The sequence below is a fragment of the Alcaligenes sp. CHO6 genome (assembly GCF_037120595.1).
GTDB lineage: Bacteria > Pseudomonadota > Gammaproteobacteria > Burkholderiales > Burkholderiaceae_B > Alcaligenes > Alcaligenes ammonioxydans.
Map to the genome: position 1 here is coordinate 85652 of NZ_JBANCI010000005.1, position 15839 is coordinate 101490.

General features: G+C 51.6%; 16 protein-coding genes and 1 tRNA gene. 5 read left to right on the top strand and 12 right to left on the bottom strand.

The genetic code is table 11. The features are described 5' to 3' along the window. Nucleotides 1-48: 48 nt before the first annotated feature. The gene (locus V6936_RS15670) at nt 49-642 is read left to right on the top strand and encodes a hypothetical protein (RefSeq protein WP_336580094.1); all 594 of its coding nucleotides are present in this window, start codon (nt 49-51) and stop codon (nt 640-642) included. Nucleotides 643-726: 84 nt separating this feature from the next. Here V6936_RS15670 and V6936_RS15675 read toward each other — a convergent pair whose 3' ends face one another. The 6 genes from V6936_RS15675 to V6936_RS15700 form a co-directional block, all read right to left on the bottom strand. Then, nucleotides 727-1020: a HigA family addiction module antitoxin gene (locus tag V6936_RS15675; protein WP_336580095.1), complete on the bottom strand. Its 294-nt coding sequence runs from the start codon at nt 1018-1020 to the stop codon at nt 727-729. A 15-nt stretch (nt 1021-1035) separates the two neighbouring features. Continuing rightward, complete coding sequence (locus V6936_RS15680) at nt 1036-1314, bottom strand: type II toxin-antitoxin system RelE/ParE family toxin (protein WP_336580096.1); 279 nt, start codon at nt 1312-1314, stop codon at nt 1036-1038. Between the two features lie 121 nt (nt 1315-1435). Continuing rightward, nucleotides 1436-1924 carry a single-stranded DNA-binding protein gene (ssb, locus tag V6936_RS15685; protein ID WP_336580097.1) on the bottom strand — a complete coding sequence of 163 codons (489 nt, stop codon included), beginning with the start codon at nt 1922-1924 and terminating at the stop codon, nt 1436-1438. Nucleotides 1925-2495: 571 nt separating this feature from the next. Beyond that, the gene (locus V6936_RS15690; RefSeq protein ID WP_336580098.1) at nt 2496-2804 is read right to left on the bottom strand and encodes a hypothetical protein; all 309 of its coding nucleotides are present in this window, start codon (nt 2802-2804) and stop codon (nt 2496-2498) included. A 72-nt stretch (nt 2805-2876) separates the two neighbouring features. After that, nucleotides 2877-4763, bottom strand: a complete 1887-nt coding sequence (locus V6936_RS15695; RefSeq protein ID WP_336580099.1) for a ParB/RepB/Spo0J family partition protein — start codon at nt 4761-4763, stop codon at nt 2877-2879. 19 nt (nt 4764-4782) lie between these two features. Next, a complete protein-coding gene (locus tag V6936_RS15700) occupies nt 4783-4941 on the bottom strand; it encodes a hypothetical protein (protein ID WP_336580100.1) in 159 nt (52 codons plus the stop codon). A 782-nt stretch (nt 4942-5723) separates the two neighbouring features. Between V6936_RS15700 and V6936_RS15705 the strand changes: the two genes are divergently transcribed. After that, nucleotides 5724-5999, top strand: a complete 276-nt coding sequence (locus V6936_RS15705) for a hypothetical protein (protein WP_336580101.1) — start codon at nt 5724-5726, stop codon at nt 5997-5999. A 26-nt stretch (nt 6000-6025) separates the two neighbouring features. Here the strand turns inward: V6936_RS15705 and V6936_RS15710 are convergent, their stop codons facing one another. Both V6936_RS15710 and V6936_RS15715 read right to left on the bottom strand, forming a co-directional pair. Continuing rightward, nucleotides 6026-7333, bottom strand: a complete 1308-nt coding sequence (locus tag V6936_RS15710; RefSeq protein WP_336580102.1) for a Y-family DNA polymerase — start codon at nt 7331-7333, stop codon at nt 6026-6028. Next, the gene (locus tag V6936_RS15715; RefSeq protein WP_336580103.1) at nt 7303-7725 is read right to left on the bottom strand and encodes a LexA family protein; all 423 of its coding nucleotides are present in this window, start codon (nt 7723-7725) and stop codon (nt 7303-7305) included. The genes V6936_RS15710 and V6936_RS15715 overlap by 31 nt, the downstream gene beginning before the upstream one ends. A gap of 373 nt (nt 7726-8098) precedes the next feature. Here V6936_RS15715 and V6936_RS15720 point away from each other — a divergent pair, with 373 nt between their 5' ends. Together V6936_RS15720 and V6936_RS15725 are read left to right on the top strand one after the other, a co-directional pair. Then, the gene (locus tag V6936_RS15720) at nt 8099-8545 is read left to right on the top strand and encodes a methyl-accepting chemotaxis protein (RefSeq protein ID WP_336580104.1); all 447 of its coding nucleotides are present in this window, start codon (nt 8099-8101) and stop codon (nt 8543-8545) included. Between the two features lie 30 nt (nt 8546-8575). Then, nucleotides 8576-10333, top strand: coding sequence for an EAL domain-containing protein (locus V6936_RS15725; protein WP_336580105.1), 1758 nt, complete (start codon nt 8576-8578; stop codon nt 10331-10333). Between the two features lie 727 nt (nt 10334-11060). On the opposite strand, the gene V6936_RS15730 is transcribed toward V6936_RS15725, so the two are convergent. Further along, complete coding sequence (locus tag V6936_RS15730; RefSeq protein WP_336580106.1) at nt 11061-11930, bottom strand: N-6 DNA methylase; 870 nt, start codon at nt 11928-11930, stop codon at nt 11061-11063. A 372-nt stretch (nt 11931-12302) separates the two neighbouring features. Continuing rightward, entirely contained in the window at nt 12303-12581 is a 279-nt protein-coding gene (locus V6936_RS15735; RefSeq protein ID WP_336580107.1) for a transcriptional regulator, read from the bottom strand. Between the two features lie 497 nt (nt 12582-13078). Between V6936_RS15735 and V6936_RS15740 the strand changes: the two genes are divergently transcribed. Next, nucleotides 13079-14284, top strand: coding sequence for an Arm DNA-binding domain-containing protein (locus V6936_RS15740; protein WP_336580108.1), 1206 nt, complete (start codon nt 13079-13081; stop codon nt 14282-14284). A 55-nt stretch (nt 14285-14339) separates the two neighbouring features. Here the strand turns inward: V6936_RS15740 and V6936_RS15745 are convergent. Continuing rightward, nucleotides 14340-14430 (bottom strand) — tRNA-Ser (locus V6936_RS15745). A gap of 257 nt (nt 14431-14687) precedes the next feature. After that, complete coding sequence (gene ribD, locus V6936_RS15750) at nt 14688-15836, bottom strand: bifunctional diaminohydroxyphosphoribosylaminopyrimidine deaminase/5-amino-6-(5-phosphoribosylamino)uracil reductase RibD (protein WP_336580109.1); 1149 nt, start codon at nt 15834-15836, stop codon at nt 14688-14690. Nucleotides 15837-15839: the final 3 nt, after the last annotated feature.

Here is a 15839-nt window from a genome sequence, read left to right on the forward strand (position 1 = left end):
CTTCACCATGCAGTGCAAAAAACTGCGAGTAATAGGAGATTCACGACGATGGAAAGGAAATTCAAGAATGAGGATGGCAACACCAAGCGCAACTCAATTGATGAGCACGAACGACGGCGACAAGCTGAAAAGTCCCATGCGGTCGAACAGCAAAGGCGAGTCAGAGCCATGGATGGGCCCCGATTATTTCGTGATGCCATGGTCAAACTGGGGCTCCAGCGCCAGCCGGCTGAACGTGAGCACATCAATACAAAGATTTTTGATGCCGAGATGTCACTAAAAAAACTGACGTCAAACGATCACGCAATGGAAGAGCAACGTGACTTTGAGCTTCCGGTACGTGAGCATGAGGAGGCAGAGGGCTTTCAATCCTATGATCGTGGCTATTCAGCAGGCTTGAAGGCTCAAGAGATGACAGTTGCAGAGCTGAAAAATCCAGACGTCCTCGAAGGCTACATCAAAGGGCTGGAAGACCATCGTACAGACCTTTTTATCGGCAGAAATATAGAGAATGCACAAGTGCCGCAGTCGGACTTTGAGCGAGTTAATCAATTATTGACACCTGCTTACGCGGGTAGACTGAGAAACATAGAGCCACAAAATTTGGAAGTGAAATCAGATGGCCCTGAACTAGAACGCTAAGCCCATCCTAGCTATTAGAAACAACAAAGGCCACCCCTTGGGTGGCCTTTGGCGTTTTGGTGCTCACCTCTTTGCTAAAGCTTTTTACGCATGAGCGGTAGCTGGAAATAAAGCCTGAATCGCAGGTTGGGGATGTTTCAAGGCTTGAGCCAAATCATAATTCGATTGCATGGACAACCAAGCACGGGCGGTACTGACACCTGCACGTTCCAGCCTAATAGCCAGGTCGGGGCTAACAGCCGCTTTGCCATTCAGAACTCGGGAAAATGCTACACGCGACATTCCAAGACGCTGAGCAGTTTCTGTTACCGACAACCCCAGCTCTACGATTACATCTTCTCGCAAAATTTCGCCTGGGTGTGGAGGGTTCTTCATCATATTCGGTACTCCTAATCAGTGGTAGTCCACGTAATCGACCAGTTCAACATCGGTGCCAACAAAGCGGAAAATTACCCGCCAATTGCCGTTGACCGTGATAGACCAATACCCCTTTAACTCTCCTTTCAGCGGATGTAGGCGAAAGGATGGGATGTTCAAGTCGTCGGGGCTTACTGCTGCATCTAATGCACCCAAAATGCGCCTCAATTTTGGAGCGTGTGCAGCTTGAACGCCCTTGGTTATGTCGTTGACGTAGAGGGCTTCAAGACCCTTATGCCGGAATCCCTTAATCATAAATAAATTGTATCGTGTATCGTTGCACGTTGCAAGCACGCATGAGCATTTCCTTTGTAATGTTCTGGCCTTGGGATGGCGAGGCCATATTACGCTAGACCTTCACCATCCCAGCTGACCGCTAGAACGGAATATCGTCATCCATATCGGCCAGATTGTCAGACGGTGGCGGTGTCTCGGGCTTCGCTTTTGTTTCTGCGTGCTTAGTGGGACGTTTGCCTGCTGGCTTACCCTGCGGCTGCGATTCTGGCGTTTCGCTGACGCCCTCTCCACCACGACCACCACCCAACATCTGCATTTGTTCGGCCACGATTTCCGTCGTGAAGCGGTCTTGGCCATCATCGCCTGCCCATTTACGGGTGCGCAAACGACCCTCTACGTACACAGGGCGTCCTTTGCGCAGGAACTCTCCCGCGATTTCAGCAAGGCGGTTGTAGAACACCACACGGTGCCATTCCGTTTCCTCGCGGCGCTCGCCGGAGGTACGATCTTTCCACTGCGAAGTCGTGGCAATGGAAATATTGCAGATAGCAGCCCCTTCCGCGCTATAGCGTACTTCGGGGTCACGTCCAAGATTGCCGACCAAGATCACTTTGTTTACCGATGCCATGATGACTGCTCCCAAAAATCAATTCACCAAAGGATTTACCGCTGACCGGGATCGAAGATTCCGAGCCCGATTTGTAGATATGTGTTGCGTTCTACATTTCGGCTTGCGGTGTGTGCCGCCGGTCTCGTTAGTTCGTCGCCCTTGCCGTGCCGAACCACGCAAGGACAAACGGAAAGGGACCGTGGAATAAATAGGGAGCGAAGCGAGCGGTTTATGCCGCGAAAGCCCTTGGAGTGCGGGCCTGGAGTGGTACGGTCGGCGTTGTTGGGGCGACGGACTAACGAGACCGGATTCGCGGGAGCCCAGCGATGAGAGGACGCAACACAGCCGCGCGGCGAGCGCCTTTTGTGCGCAGCACACCAACTAGGCCGCATCGCGGCCCTTGCAAGCAAAGCGCGCAGGCATCAATAAGACAAGTGGTATGAAGGATAGTTACCAGTAGGGGGTCGGTGGAGCCACATGCGGTGTAGTAGAGCCAGGACCGACTGGCGTGCATCCTGACCTAATCAGTGTATTAAGACTGCCAGCGCCAACCATCAAGACGCTAGCAGCCTGATTTACCACTGCTGGCTTATGAAATAAGCAAATTTGAAAACACCAGCCCGGCAAGAAGCCCCGTAAACACAGCTCCAGCGGTTACAAAAGACTGACGGGAGCACGAATCCGCTTTGAGATAGGTAAAAGCAAGCACACTTATGCTCAGAGCGATTCCTACAAGGTACGGGTAGGGGCCAAGCAACGCGATAATAGATACGTATACGGCATCTGACGGGTCGTAGCGCATGTAATGATCAAGCCCAGCAATGCTAAGCAACAGAACCACCAGATTAGCGCAGATGTTTACTGAATTAATTTTCCAAAATTTTTTCGTAGTGTTCATTTCCGTAACTCCGTTGGATAAGTTGTTTTACCGTCAATGAGCTACCCCGTTTTGGGGTAGCTTCCCTCGTGCTCAGTTCTGTTTAATAGCCATGATGGATGGCAGCCAATTAGTACCCTCAAGCGCTTTCTCTGCGGCGTCAATTGCCTCTTTTTTCTTCATCCGTACCAACGATGCGGCTTGTTCGGGCGAAACCACTTCGGCAACGACTTCCACCAATCGATCTTTCGATACATGGCTTAGGTAGGTTTCACCTGTAGCGCTCCACCAATCGGGCATCTTGATGCTCAGCAATCCTGCTAACTGATCAAGTGCGTTCGCCTTGCTGGATTCTTGGTGCTGAATCCCTTGTACAGTAGTCGCCAACAAATACGCCAACAACTCAAGCAAAGTCTCGGTATCTTGAGCCAGCGCCCAGGTCAACTCACCACCCTCATTGCCGGGGGTAATCAAATCCCCCCAATGCTGCTCCATACGTGCTAACTCTTGCCCAGCACGACTTTCCGGTAAATCTGGAGCGTCTGCTGCCAAAGGCTCACAATTGATCGAAATACCCAACCCAAAACCAGCATGGCTGTAATAGCCAGCGCCATAATGACGACGCGCCAGTTGAGCTACTAGCACAGCAAGTGCCACATTGGGGTTGTTGGCCAGTGCGGCTTGCACAATGGCCGTTTTATTGGCGGTCAACTGACGCACTAACCGTTCTGAATGGGTTGGGCGGGTCTTCACTGTAGGCAGGGACACACGCCCTACTCCCTCAACGTCTTGTTGCTGCTCCTGAGCTTGCGCCCGATCTTCTGGGCGAATCAACCCTTCAACTATGTCCAGTACACCTTGGTAATCCAAGCGAACAATGCAACCTGCTACTTTTTTCTGGCTGTCGGTATAGGCTTCACACTGGTTTTCAAGCTCACTGATTTGTTCTTGCAACTCGTCAAGCTGCTGATTCAATGCGCGCCATTCATCTTCATCAGCTTTTTCTTCTTCGTCTTCAAGAATCGCTATCTCGTGCATCAGCGATTTTTCTTGGGATTCCAATTGGGTAACCCTCGCCTGCTGCTCCGGCGTCAGATCAGCGGGCTCTGGATAAACACGACCATAGCGACTGCTGATCGGTTCAGTATCAAGAGTCACGTCAACCCAGGCCCAGCCCTGCGCTGCCAAACTGGCAGCAGTTTCTTGCAACTTGCTTAGCGCCAATCGATCAACCAAAGCTCTATCAATTAGATAGATACCGTTCAGGTCATCTTCATCAGCAAACAAATCTCGCGTCACACCGCCGCCAGCCGCTTGATAGGCGTCAAGGCCGATAAAATGCACTAGCCGGTGATTAGCGGTCATAGCTTCTTCAATCATGCCGCGAATAACACGGGGGTTCTTGCGGTCCCATGTATCCAAATTGGAATAGACCTGCACTTGACGCTCTTGATTGTCCGTCATTGCATACGCCATCAACGCATCCAGTGACAGTTCATTGTCACGATATGCTTGCATCAATGCGGGTGCCACTCGCCCTAACTGCAAACGACGTCGCACAACGGTTGCCGTGACACCGAATGCGGCAGCCACATCTTCAATGGTTTTGCCTTGTTCGATCAGCTCAGCGAATGCTTCAAACTCGTCTGCAGGATGCATCTGCTCACGCTGTACGTTCTCAGTGATCGACACAAGCAAGGCGTCTTCTTCTTCGTAGAGAGTGCCGGCGACCGATTGCCCTTCCGGCCAACGGCCATCGTCTAGCAAAAGATGGATTGCCTGCAAACGCCGTCCCCCTGCAACAACTTCATGAAAACCACGTTTTTTACTTTTGACTACAGCCAGGGCATGAAGTAAGCCGACAGTGGCAATCGAGTCAGCGAGTTGTGGCAATGGAGTCTGACTGGCAGTTTTGCGAGCTTGATACTGCTCAGAGATAACCAGTTTGCGCGGGTCAAGTTGAATAGCCTTTTGTTTCATGGTGTCTACTCCCACTGAATCAATGAACCGTCGAATTGCCAGTTACAGGCAATGCGTCCGAAAGCAATGCGGACAATCGTCCCAACTGGGCAACGGTCAACGCTGGCAAACGATAGGGTGTCGCTGCAGCATGAGCTTCTCGCCATTCTTGTGCTAATTTGATAAGATCAATATGCATTACGTGAACTCCTTCAAGGTTGTGTGATGCTTGCCCCTACTCTGGTTGCAGCCAGACAGGGGCTTCTTTATGCCGTGTGTATATAAAAAAAACCTACAAACACCGCACATTCAGGCAATGTTGATGACTGGCCCCAATCGTCGCTATTTCGGGGGCCAAAACGAGGGTCTAGTGGGTCGTGTCCAGAGCTAAAAAGAACAGTTCCATTGGGTTTGACAACATAGTGAGTTTCGGTAGTTTCTTCACCGTCTTTCACGGTTACGATGTACCCCTTATGCCGAGTTTTCTTTGCTTGCATGAGTCACCCCTTTAATCATTCCAAGGATTTACCGCTGACCGGGATCGAAGATTCCGAGCCCGATTTGTAGATATGTGTTGCGTTCTACATTTCGGCTTGCGGTGTGTGCCGCCGGTCTCGTTAGTTCGTCGCCCTTGCCGTGCCGAACCACGCAAGGACAAACGGAAAGGGACCGTGGAATAAATAGGGAGCGAAGCGAGCGGTTTATGCCGCGAAAGCCCTTGGAGTGCGGGCCTGGAGTGGTACGGTCGGCGTTGTTGGGGCGACGGACTAACGAGACCGGATTCGCGGGAGCCCAGCGATGAGAGGACGCAACACAGCCGCGCGGCGAGCGCCTTTTGTGCGCAGCACACCAACTAGGCCGCATCGCGGCCCTTGCAAGCAAAGCGCGCAAGCCCTAATACGGTCGGAACTAAAAGGGTTATATGGAACTTGTTGAGCTCAACGACAGATAATTAAGTGGTCATTGATCAAGAGGATAAGAATGGACGCGATTATTCAACTTTTAGCAACTTCCATGTGGTGGTTGCTACCCGTTAGTTTGCTTATCACCGCAGGTTTTATTACCGCTGGCTTATTTCATACTTATCGTGCGGTACGGCTTTTGCAGCTCCGTAATACCCCGATCTCAGATCCTGTGATAGCCAAGGCCTTGGAAGGAGTTAAACCACCACCTTATGCGTTGTATGCTGCAATGTATTTTGCAGGAGGCATGATTATGGCAATCGCTACGTTCTTATTACAGCAAACTATTCATTAACCCACGCCCGCTTCAACCAGGCATCTTTACTTCCAGATATCCACAATTTGATTCCAGTCTGTGGTGTATGCCGGTGTCATTCTTTCTTGCTTCATTCTCCATAAGGCATCCTCTGGCGCGAATGAACTGGCCGCTGCAATTGTGCTGCGGCCGTACCTCTGATTGATGCTATCCAGTACCGACATAAGCGCAGATCTGTCGGTACCATCGGCTGCGGGGCCAGACGAAAATAAGCAGCGCTGTGCATCCGTTTGCCGCTGTGTAGCGAGATCTAATAAGCAAACACCGGCTTTTGAGTATTTAAAGCCTTCGCGATAGATTTTATGCAAGCCCTGCAATGCTGCTTGCACTAGGTTGGCTGTACTGTCCGTCGGCGTTAATAAGCGTGCTACCGTACTGCCGGAATACTGTGGGTCGTTGCGAAAATAGCTTGTGCGGATGAACACGAGAATTGACGCTGTCACACTCTGCTGGGCCCGCAACTTCTCAGCGGCGCGGCTGGTGAAAGTGCTGATTGCTTGCTCGATGTCTTGCAGTGCTAGAACAGGCCTACCGAACGAGCGTGAGCACATGATTTGTTGCTTGTCTGCTGGCACATCTTCCCATTCAATGCAGCTCTCTCCGAAAAGCTCCCTACAAGTCTTGGCCACGACAATCGAAAATTTGTCTCGAATCACGCGCCAGTCAGCCCGGGCCAAGTCAGCGGCCGTATGGATGTTGAGCGCCTGGAGCTTGGGCGCCAGCTTCCTGCCCACACCCCACACCTCATCAATCGGCACATGCCGAATTGCACGCATCAGGTCAGCCGTGGGCAACCCGGACAAATCGCACACGCCTTGTAAGCGTGGCATTTTTTTGGCCAGGTGGTTAGCCAGCTTGGCCAACGTCTTTGTTGGGCCTATGCCTACGCATGTGGGGATGCCTACCCATTGACGGACGCGCCGACGAATTTCGCTGCCGATTTCTCGGCCTGTGCCAGGTACACCAGTCAGATCCAGAAAGGATTCATCAATTGAGTAAATCTCCTGGAGCGGGGAGAACTGGCCGATCACGTTCATCATCCTGTTGCTCAAGTCGCCATACAGGTTGAAATTCGCAGACAGTGCGATCAGGCCGTGTGTGTCGGCTAAGTGCTTGATCTGGAACCAGGGCGCACCCATCTTAATACCCAAGTCCTTGGCCTCTTGTGTCCTGGCGATGGCACAGCCATCGTTGTTAGAAAGCACAACTAACGGACGCGCTTCATATGCTGGGCGCATGGCACGTTCACAGGAACAATAGAACGAGTTCCCATCGATGAGTGCTATGCGGGTAACAGGCCTTTGAGCGTCCATGTTACTACCCCCCAAACGATCAATTCTTGTCCATCACGAAACTCGATATCAGCAAATGTCGGATTCGCGGCTTGAAGCTTCACGCGGCCAGCGCGACGAAATAGGCGCTTGATCGTGAACTCACCGTCGATTACGGCCAACACAATGTTGCCGTGCTTTGCCTCCAGCGACCTGTCTATCACCACGTAGTCCCCGTCATCTATCCCAGCATCCCGCATGGAGGGGCCGCGCACGCGCATAAAGAAAGTGGCATCTGGCTGGTGAATCAGCAGCTCGTTCAAGTCAAGGCGTTTTTGCGCATGATCTTCAGCCGGGCTGGGAAAGCCACACTGAACCGTTGCAGGTGTTGCCCAGACGTAGATCGGCAACTGTGAAAGAGGGATAGGTAGCATACTGTCAATGCCTGAATACTGTATAAATAAACAGCAATTTAGCAGGATACTAGGTAAATGTCACTGCTACATTTTGACCAGCTCTTATCTTTGACTCGTTTCTTAAGCCCGATTTTTATATAGAAATATCAATGCGATATTGTGCTTTCAACGTTCAGCTCTTACACTGCTATAAACAACATGCTTTCATATTGAAAACCTATTTAATCAAATTGAGGTCAAATTGAAATGATGGGCGACAAGACAGGTAAAATATTGATTCGAGGCCTCGATTGCCGAGGTATCAGCACATGTTCATCGCACCGCAGATGAGGCGCAGCGGGCTAATACACTGGCTCGTAACGGCTCTGCCGAGGCTGGCAAGACACGCGACGTGATCGAGAACTTGGCACATACGGTGTCCGGGATTAGCGATTCGGTGGAGGCATTGGCGCGCGACACTCAAACTATTGAACAGGCGGCGGGCATGATTCGGGCAATTGCCGAGCATACCAACTTGCTAGCCTTGAATGCGGCCATCGAGGCGGCACGGGCCGGTGAACAGGGCCGGGGCTTTGCCGTGGTGGCAGATGAAGTACGAGCCTTGGCATCGAAGACCCAGGAGTCGACCAAGGCTATTCAGGACATCATCAAGACACTGTTGGCGGGGGCGCAGAACGCGGTGACGATAGCCCAGGCCGGCACCCAAGAGGCCGCCGCCGGTGTGCAGCAGGTGATCGCTACCCAGGAGGCGCTGCAAGGAATCAGTAGCGCCGTTGGCTTGATCCATGACATAATGCCGAGCTGGCGGGAGAGTCCGCGCAGGTGGGCAACGACTTGAAACAGACATCACATGCCATGCATGCACTGGTTGAGCGCTTCGGTAACTGAAATGAGAAAACCGGGAGAGAACAATCAGGTGCCTGACGGGGCGGAACCGAATACATGGGATGGCCTGGAGTCAGCGCTTGCCGGTGCCATTTTCAATGCCGCTGTAGATGCCATCATGGTCATCAACGCACGCGGTATTCTCCAGGCGGTTAACCAGTCTACACAAACGCTTTTCGGCTTCAGTTCGGACGAGATGCTCGGCAAGAACATCTCCATGCTGATGCCAGCACCGTATGCCCAGGAGCACGACAGTTATTTAAACAACTATTGCTCCAGCGGTGAGCGCAAGATCATCGGCATTGGCCGAGAGGTCACGGGCCAGCGCAAAGATGGCAGCTGCTTTCCGCTGCATTTGAGCGTCAGTGAGTTCAGTCAGGATGGCCAGCAGTTATTCGTCGGCATCTGCCACGACATCAGTGAGCGCCGCAAGTTCACCGAGCACATTGCCTTTCTGGCCAAATACGACGGGCTTACCGGGTGTGCCAATCGACGTGAGTTTATTGAAGGGCTGTCCAGAGCCATTGAGGCTTGTCAGACCAGTGGGCGGAACATTGCGGTGTTGTTCATCGATCTGGACGGTTTCAAGCAGATCAACGACAACCATGGTCATAAGGTTGGCGACCGCTTGCTCAAGCTAACAGCTGAGCGCTTTCAGAAAACCTTGCGCGATAGTGATTTATTAGGTCGGGTGGGGGGAGACGAGTTCGTCGTCTCTATCATTCTAGATTCCAAAGGGGAAACAGCCTCCCACATCGCCGCACGGTTGATGGAGGCGCTGAAGGAGCCATTCGTCATTGATAATCGGGCACTGAGTGTTGGCGCAAGTATCGGCATCAGCCTGTACCCCGATGACGGTCTGACAGCCGATGAGGTGATGAATGAAGCTGATATCGCCATGTATCAGGCCAAGGTGGAAGGAGGCGGCTGTATTCGCCTATTCGATCAAGCGTTACGTGAACGATCCGAGCAGGTCTATCGCCTGCTCAGTCGCTTGCGCAAGGCCATTTCGCTAGAGCAGTTCGAGTTGCATTACCAGTTGCAGTTCGATATGCAGACCTTGCAGCCGTGCGGCATGGAGGCCTTGCTGCGTTGGCGTGATGGCGTTAATGGCCTGGTGGCACCTGATCAGTTTATTCCTGTAGCACTGGAATACGGCCTGATGCCGACTATTGGACGCTGGGTCATTCGCCAGGCGTGCAAAGACAATATGACGCTAATCGAAACGGGCCTGCTGGATGTGGTGGTAGCGGTCAACATCTGTGCCGCGTTGTTCAGTGAAGCCGGATTCTGCGCGCTGGTTCATCAGTTACTTGTCAGCACTGGACTGCCGGCTGAGCGTTTGGAGCTTGAGATCACCGAAAGTGTGGCAATGAACTCTTCGGCCCAGGTATTGCAGACCTCGGATGAACTGCATGAGGCCGGTATCCGTTTGGCAATGGATGATTTTGGCATCGGCTTTTCGTCGTTGAACCGCTTGAAAAAGTTGCGGTTTGAGAAGCTGAAGATCGATCGATCGTTCGTTTCTGGTCTTTTTGAAAGCCGTAGCGATCAAGCTATCGTGCAGGCCATTCTCGGTATGGCCAAAGGACTCAGCATGCGCACGGTGGCTGAGGGGGTTGAAACGGAGGAGCAGCTAGCCTTCCTGCGGGAGGCAGGATGCTCTCAAGGGCAAGGTTTCTGGTTTGCCAGGCCGATGCCACTACCTGAACTAATTGAGTGGTTGCGGGAGCGGCGTTAGCAGGGCAAACACTTGCCGTTGCACCGGCCCCAGTACGCCTCACTGGACATGATCCTATTGATCGCCCGCCTTGAAGTCTTAATCGGCGGCCCCTTGAAGAGTATCTGGGAAGAGGCTCATAACAAGCTTGGCCTTGTTATGAGCAGGCCACGAGCAACTTTACAGGGAACGTTCTCAATCAGGCCAATCACACTCCTTTGCATTACTAGCGGCTATACCGCACATACATACGGTGCCAACGGTCATAGGCTTCTGGAGTGTCGTGCCAGAGAGGGCCGATTCGGGCAATTCAGAAGAACACCGTCTCGATAAAGACCTCAACTATCTCTGGCCGCCAGTCACTGTCACTGAATTTGCCCATCAATAACACCTCGATTCATTGCCAGTGATCATCACGCAGCCAATACCGACAAATCCCAACTACAAAAAGCGGCGAGATACTGGCGGCACCTTCGGCATCAAATGAGAACACCGCCTAGCACGCTGAGCGCGCGATTGCATGGGTGCAGCACAGGTACGATTCGTCCCAACTCTTGCCGGTCAAAACCATCAGCGCGGTGGATCACAATCACTGGAAAGGATGGTCAGAATCTCCAGCATGAATGGGCCACAATCTCTGGAACTGAGTGTCAGCATCACTGGAATACACAATAACTAAAAATGAGCAGGCAGTAACGTAAGCACAGGTATCAGTAGGGGCTATTGCAAGCCCCCACCATCGAAGAGCCTAGAATAGGCTCATCTGCCCTACCTCCACCCCTTTTTGAATAGCCCGCACCACATGCTGTACTGGCTCCATCAGACTCGATTCACCTCCCGCATGCTTTATTTCAGGCATCAGCAGCTGATCGACATTACCAACGGCTCTTTGCTCACGCAAACGAGATGACCAGCCACCCAAAATATGGGCTGGTGTATACCAGGTCTCAAAAACCTCAAGCGAGAGCGCATTTCCCTGTAAGATAATTGCGGGCACATGTAGCAACGCCAGCTGCAGGTATGTCATATGGACACAACGCCGATCAATATCGATGGCTGTGACATGCAGCGCTTGCTGGTAATTAATCCTTGAGTCAACCAATGCGTGTATTGCAGCAACAACCATCCCACCAGCACCGCAAGCCGGCTCTTGCAACGTGATGAACCCCCGCCGTTGCAACTGCGCCTGGTGGTGCGCGGCATGGTCGCTCATTATGATGCCAGCCATCAATCGAGACACTTCGTACGGCGTAAAGAACTGACCAGTACTAGCGTTGCCCATGTCCATCATCATAAAAGTTGAACCCAACACGTCACCAAATTCGCCTGATGTGACGCGTTGTTCCCAGCACTGCACCAGATGCGCAAATGCCCTTACCAAAAGGTTCACATCTTCTTTTTGATACTGCGCCACAATGTCTAGGTAACGCTTTTCGCGTGACTCGAACTGCGATTTATCGACAGCATTGGCTATAGCGATAGCACCCATTTCTACCCAGTCGGACCATGTTTGATCCAGGCCTCGGTAACGCGCTACCTCTCGCAAAAGTTTGATTATTTGCTGTTGATGCTCATCGGCTGTATTAACAAATTTATGCTGTTGTGCTTTAGTAGCCATACGGTCTCTCCGGTTGCTGGGGCGGAACTGCCCGGAACCAGAAGACACGTCGCAGCGCAGCGCTCAAGTGTCGAAGACGGCCAACAGGCCGCAAGCGCCGCTTGCGGCGTGCAGCACTTGAACGCGAGAACGATGTGGCACACTAACCGGGTATGCAGGTACGCCCTCCACCGCTACGGCTTGATTAGACGCGCCCGAAAGAGAAGGTATCAGCCATACAACGCCACAGAAATAAACCTCAATCCTTGGCAATACAAGTAACCAGACAAATAAAAACCCGACCTGGGGCCGGGTTATTTACCATAATTAACACAAAGCATAACAAGCCAAATCAAAGGGCACTACCGAAGAAATAATAAAAATGCTTTATGATTATGCTTTTTTATCGCGTAAGTCTGGCCAAATTTGATACCAATCTTCTGGACGCAACTGTTTTCGAGTCACTTCATTACAGGTCAATTCTTCGATCTCAACACATCGAATAATTGGCACAGGGCGTTTTCCGGATGCCCAGTCGCTGATAGTCACTGCAGTGACACCCAGTTTTTCAGCTAAGAGCGCTCCATTACCAACAATTTTGATAGCGCGCTTTACATGATATGGCGCATCCAATTCGAGATTGTCGGAAGAATTAGGGTGATCATGGTTCATAAATAATAAATATAACGGTCAGGTAGCTGTTGACTTTACTAAGTCATTGACTAATAATACATCCAATTGCTGATGTATAGCACGTTCCTTAACAACCGAAGTTTGATAAATACCGTTGCCCTACCTTTTGGTAAGGACTGCACGGCTGCCCAACGATACACGGCGGCAGAAGACAAAGCGCGTGAAAAATCAGTGCCTCCTAGGCTCGTAGAGTGAGCGTTAAGCAGGACAAGCACTGACGATCCAGATCTCTGGACGCCGGATTTGTCGTGAGACAATCCCTCGTGAGGATGGCGGGTAATCCTCTGCTAAATAATTACTAACTTTAGTCGAAATTATACTCAGCCCCCCTTAATTAGGGGGCAAACCTTTTATCAAATTGCGAAGGTTTAAGCTGGTTTTGGGTAGAACCCGACACCAGGTGTCAGATCTTACCCAAAGCTCGTAAACCTTAAGCCAACATCCTGTGGCTTGGTTCAGTTTCATGGTAATAGCACATGAGTAGGAATGGTAGCGGTGTCAAGCCCGCATCAAAAAGCAGCATCCAGATTACTTTTCAGTATCAAGGCATTCGATGTAGAGAAAACATACAACTTAAACCGACACCCGCAAATTTAAAGCGTGTGGAGCAACAACGGGCCGCGATCATCCATGCTATTGATCAGGGCACATTTGAGTATCACAACCACTTTCCTGACAGCCCAAGAGCGAAGTTCTTTTTAACATCTAGCGGTCAGACTGAATATGTAGAAGAGTATTTAACTAGATGGTTGAAATCACAAAAACCAATATTAAAAGCGTCTAGTTATGAAGGCTACCGCAAGGTTGTCGACAATCTAGTAATCCCGAAATTTGGCAATCTGCTCTTACCTCAATGGCGCCGAAAAGACGTAAAAGAATGGCTTGAGGGGATGGGATGTGGCAATAAGCGATTAGCAAATATACAAAGTGTGATCCGCAAGGCACTTTCTGATGCCGTAGATGATGAACTGTTAGATATCAATTTCATGACCGATTATTGCTACCAACGCAAGGTCCAGGTCAAAGAAGAAGAAGATATAGACCCTTTCACCATAGAGGAACAACAGTCCATCTTGGCAAAATGCTCTAAATCAATGGCAAATCAGATCAAGTTTGCTTTTTGGACAGGAGTTCGCACCAGTGAACTTATCGCTTTAAATTGGGGCGATATTGACTTTGTGCGCGGATACATAAGAGTTCGTCGCGCCATGACTCAGGCGTCTAAAGGTCAAGCAGAAAGCACAAAGACGGCTTCAGGACTTAGAGAAATAAAAATCTTAAAGCCAACATTAGAAGCACTACAAGCTCAACGGCCTCATACGTTCTTAAAAGGCGATCCCATATTTATCAACCCAGGGACAGGTCAACGATGGACAGGCGATCAGCAGATCAGAGATGCCTGGATAAGAATATTGAAAGCTGCAGGCGTTCGCTACCGTTGGCCCTATCAAACACGGCACACGTATGCCTCAATGATGGTAAGCGCTGGAGAACATCCAATGTGGGTTGCGAAGCAAATGGGTCATCGTGACTGGACGATGATTGCAAAAATATATGCCAAATGGATGCCAGATGCAGATGAGAACGCTGGCCACAAGGCAGAAGCCATTTTTGGCACTGGCCTTACCAATACCCACTCACCTGGCAAATGCCAAGGCATATGCAAATCAGCTAACAAATGAGTGTCTTTATTATGACATCCAACTACTGCTAACTATTTGATTTACATAAAAATTTTGGCGGACAGAGGGGGATTCGAACCCCCGATACGCTATAAACGTATACACGCTTTCCAGGCGTGCGCCTTCAACCACTCGGCCACCTGTCCTAATTATTCTTTGGCCAAGCAATGTGAAGCTGCTAATGCCAAGTCCATAATAATAGCAGCACTTGTCCTTGTAACGCAAGCATTCAATTTTTTCTTGGACGAATTGTTGGCAAGGCCGTACTGGAGAGGTGGCTCACGCTCAAGGCCCAGGCAAAGTGACACTATTGAGCGAGCGATACGGGCACTTGAGTCTGTCGCTCCGCTTTCATCGGCTTCTTGCTCATACGCCTGAGCACACCGACTTGGGGGGAAACGGCTTATTCCGAATCGGGAGGATAAGCCCCGCCCACCGCACGCAACAAAGCATCCCAGTGATCACGCTGACGAGCAAGAATACGCAGGTCAGCCCCCAGCAGACGCACGTCGGTGAACTCGAAAGGTTCGACATCCTCCAGGCCCGACAAAGCCGTAATGTCCGCCACACCGCGGCCCTGCCCCAAAATTTTAGGGGCCAGATACATCAGCAGTTGGTCTACCACGCCAGCATCAATCAATGCCCCCGAAAGTCGTGCTCCCGCCTCTGCATGAACTTCATTAATCTGTTGTTCGGCCATCCAATCCAGAATGGCACGCACATCCACCTGGCCCTCGTGCAAAGGCATGGGAATAACCTGAGCATTGCGGTCTGCCAACTCAGCCTCACGCTCAGGATCGCGACGATGGCTGAATACCCAACACAAGGTGCCATCCAGCAAGGCAGCCTTGGGGTCAAGGCGCAAATGGGTGTCGAGCACGGCTTTGATAGGCGGCCGGGGAGTGGAAACCGCCCGCACATTCATCAAGGGATTATCCGCGTTCACCGTACCGATGCCGGTCAAGACAACGCAACTGCGAGCGCGCCAGTGGTGACCATCATCACGGGCCTGCGGTCCGGTAATCCATTGAGATCGTCCATCCGGCAAGGCACTGCGACCATCCAGTGAGGCGGCCATCTTCATCCATAACCAGGGGCGTGCGCGTGTCATACGAGCAAAAAATCCGGCGTTGATCGCCAGCGCCTGCTCGACGCACACAGGGCCATCCACAGAGATGCCCGCCTGACGCAAGCGTGAGACGCCGTTGCCTGCCACCAAAGGGTTAGGGTCGTACATGGAAAAGACCACGCGCCCAGCTCCCGCCTTGACCAGCGCATCCGCACAAGGAGGCGTACGCCCATGATGGCTGCAAGGCTCCAGGGTGACATAAAACGTCGCGCCGGCCACGTTCACGCCTCGCTCTGCCGCCTGTCGCAACGCCATCACTTCTGCATGAGGTCCACCAGCCTGCTGTGTGGAGCCTGAAGCCAACAACTGGCCGTCGCGCACAATCAGACAGGCGACTCGGGGATTGGGGGCACTGATATAAAGGGATTGCTCGGCCAGCTTCAGAGCCTGCCGCATCCAGACGACGTCTTCTTGTTCGACCATAAG